4 protein-coding genes are annotated in these 3176 nt (G+C 35.1%); 3 read left to right on the top strand and 1 reads right to left on the bottom strand.

Annotated elements, in window-relative coordinates:
- The 3 genes from ypjB to AC1DTM_RS21100 form a co-directional block, all read left to right on the top strand.
- Positions 1-732 (top strand): sporulation protein YpjB (gene ypjB / locus AC1DTM_RS21110; protein ID WP_477000793.1); only part of this gene is annotated, 732 nt, incomplete at its 5' end.
- A 105-nt stretch (positions 733-837) separates the two neighbouring features.
- Positions 838-1518 carry a zinc metallopeptidase gene (locus tag AC1DTM_RS21105; protein ID WP_002086606.1) on the top strand — a complete coding sequence of 227 codons (681 nt, stop codon included), beginning with the start codon at positions 838-840 and terminating at the stop codon, positions 1516-1518.
- Between the two features lie 133 nt (positions 1519-1651).
- Positions 1652-2302: a uracil-DNA glycosylase gene (locus tag AC1DTM_RS21100; protein ID WP_016104336.1), complete on the top strand. Its 651-nt coding sequence runs from the start codon at positions 1652-1654 to the stop codon at positions 2300-2302.
- A gap of 28 nt (positions 2303-2330) precedes the next feature.
- On the opposite strand, the gene AC1DTM_RS21095 is transcribed toward AC1DTM_RS21100, so the two are convergent.
- A partial coding sequence (locus AC1DTM_RS21095; RefSeq protein ID WP_477000792.1) for a YitT family protein occupies positions 2331-3176 on the bottom strand: 846 nt, incomplete at its 5' end.

Raw genomic sequence — 3176 nt, 5'->3', positions numbered from 1 at the left:
CGTATATATGCTGAAGAGTGGAGTGAACTAACTGGATTGCTAGATGACTCTTTGCAGTTAGTGAAGAAAAAAGAAGATGATAAGGCAATACAAGTACTGCACCATTTCTCAGAGCAATTCCTATCAAAGGAAAATGAAAAAAATTCAAAAGTAACTCCGGGACAAATTAGAGTCGTTTCTTTAGCATACGATAAGGCGAAACAATCTCTCGCGGAAGATTTAGATAGGCAAGTTAAAGTTGATAATATGTTAGCGTTACAACTTGCTGTTGATGCACAAGTATCTAAATATCAGCCACTTTGGATGGAAAGAGAAAGAAAGATAATGAATGCTTTTTCTCAAGTAGAAAAAGCGATGGAAAAAGACGATGATGGACAGTTCCAACAGACGCTAAATACACTTTTAAATGAATTTAATATTATTTATCCTAGTTTAATGATTGCCCTGCCAGAAAACGAAGCACAGCGTGTAAATGCACATTTATCTTATTTGGATGAATTTCGTAACGTTATGTTAAAAACGAAAGGTGGACAAATGCAACTAGGGATTATTAAAGGTGATTTGCAAAAAATATTTCATACAGTAAAAAAAGATGAGATTGCTCCCTCTCTCATTTGGTTTATGACAATTACTGGAGGACTTATTTTGTTCACTTTAACGTATGTTGGATGGAGAAAGTATAAAGGAGAGAGAGAGAAGCGGAGAAGTAACTTGCATTCTAAAGATAGATAATGCGTATAAATAAAGATACGGATTGTAAGGTTTATTTATTGACAACGGTGGAAGAAAAAAATAGAATGAGAAGTACTATAATTAAAACTTCAATGGAGGTTTATGATGTTTTATTTAATTTACTTCGCGATCATTTTGATCATACCGTTGTATGCACAGTCCAAAGTACGTAGTGCCTATAGCAAGTATTCACAAGTTTATTCAACATCAGGTATGACAGGAGCGGAAGTGGCTCGGAAAATTTTAGATGAAAATGGATTGTACAATGTAGCTGTAGAAGAAACGCCAGGTCATTTGTCAGATCATTATGACCCGCGTGTAAAGACGGTTAGATTATCGACAGATAACTACTATGGTCATTCAGTTGCTGGTACAGCTGTAGCAGCACATGAAGTAGGACACGCAATTCAAGATGCGAAAGATTATAACTTCATGCGTGTACGCCATTCGTTAGTGCCAGTTGCTAATTTTGGTTCAAACATGTCATGGGTTTTTGTCCTAATTGGTGTATTTGCACAAATGTCTGGTTTGTTGTTACTAGGAATTATTTTAATGGCAGCAGGTGTTATTTTCCAACTTGTTACATTACCAGTTGAGTTTGATGCATCAAAACGTGCAATGCAACAAATTGAAGCACTTGGTATCGTATCGACAGATGAGTACGGTCAAGCTCGTAAAGTATTAAATGCGGCAGCATTAACATATGTAGCAGCAGCTGCTGTAGCAGTATTTGAATTATTACGTCTCGTATTAATTTATACTGGTATGCAGCGTAGCGACGATTAAAGACTATCAATTATGATAGTCTTTTTTTGTTTTGTGGATTGAATCTTATAATATGTTACAAATGGAAATAATAGAGAGAATATGGGGTATAGAACTAATTAAAATAAAGATAAGTATGGAATGATGAAAGACGGTGACAGACATAGAATATCCAGATCATTTAGTTAAACAAGTGAGGGAGCGAAGTGCTACATACCAATTAGAAGGTTTTTTAAGTGGACAGGGCCCTAGAAATCCGAAATTAATGCTTGTTGGAGAAGCACCTGGTGAAACAGAAATTCATAATGGGATTCCGTTTAGCGGGAGAGCAGGAAAGCATTTAATGGAGTTTTTAGAACGTATTCACGTTACAAGGGAAGAAGTATATATTACGAGTGCGGTGCGGAGTAGACCTTATAAATGGAAAGAGAAAAGGGAACGAAATGGCGAAATAATACAGAAAAGGTATAATAGAACGCCAAATCAAGGAGAAATACTTGCCCATGCACCTTTGTTAGATTATGAGTTGGAACTTATACAGCCGCCTGTTATTGTTACACTTGGTAATATTGCATTACAGCGTTTAGTTGGTAAAAATAATAAAATTACGGATGTTCATGGCGAATTGTTAAAGCAACCCGTGCAGCAATTGAAAGATAGTAGCGGTACAGAATTCATATGGACTGAAAAAGAATATAATATATTTCCTACTTTTCATCCAGCTTCAATTTTTTATAATCGTAGTTTATTGGAGCTCATTTATGAGGATTTGGAGAAACTGAAAAGATATGTAATAAAAAACTAGAAAAGCTAAAGAGCTTTTCTAGTTGAATTTAATTATGTAACGGATTTTTATTTTCATCTAATGTAAATCCTTCGCCAACAACATCGTGTACATCACTTACAGCGACAAAGGCGTGAGGGTCTACAGAAGTAATGATATTTTTTAATTTCACGATTTCGTTTTTTGCAACAACACAATATAGTACATTTCGTTCAACTTTTGTATAGGATCCAACTGCTTTTAAAAAGGTTGCTCCGCGCTCCATTTCTGATAAAATTTTTGAAGCAATTTCATCATTTTTATCAGAAATAATAGTTGCTCCTTTTGCTGCATAAGCTCCTTCTTGCATAAAATCAATAACCTTAGCCCCGATAAATACAGCAACTAACGTATACATGCCTTCACGATATGATAAATATGTAAGAATAGAGACAATGATAACGATGGCATCAAACATAAACATCGTTTTTCCCATACTCCAGCCAACATATTTGTGAGCTAGTCTTGCGATAATATCAACACCGCCAGTAGTCCCGCCGTATTTAAATATAATTCCAAGTCCTATACCGATAAATGCCCCAGCGAATAAAGCAGCCAGTGTCATATCATTTTGCAAGTTTAAATGTAAGTTGAGTACTTCGTAGCGTTGGAAAATCCATAGGAATAAAGAGACGCTAAATGTACCGATTAATGTATATAAAAATGTTGTTCGGCCGAGTAACTTCCAGCCAATAAAAAATATAGGGATATTTAAAATTAAGTTTGTATAGGAAGGGTCAAGCGAAAATAGAAAATATAATAATAGCGTAATACCGGTAAACCCACCCTCTGCAAGATGGTTTTCAATATTGATATTTACAATGCCGAAAGAAAAAATAGCGGAACCGATTAAAAT

Source organism: Bacillus sp. P4_D3 (genome assembly GCF_056401855.1).
Note: the sequence above shows the minus strand (reverse complement) of the source record. Positions and strands in the feature narration are given on the sequence as shown.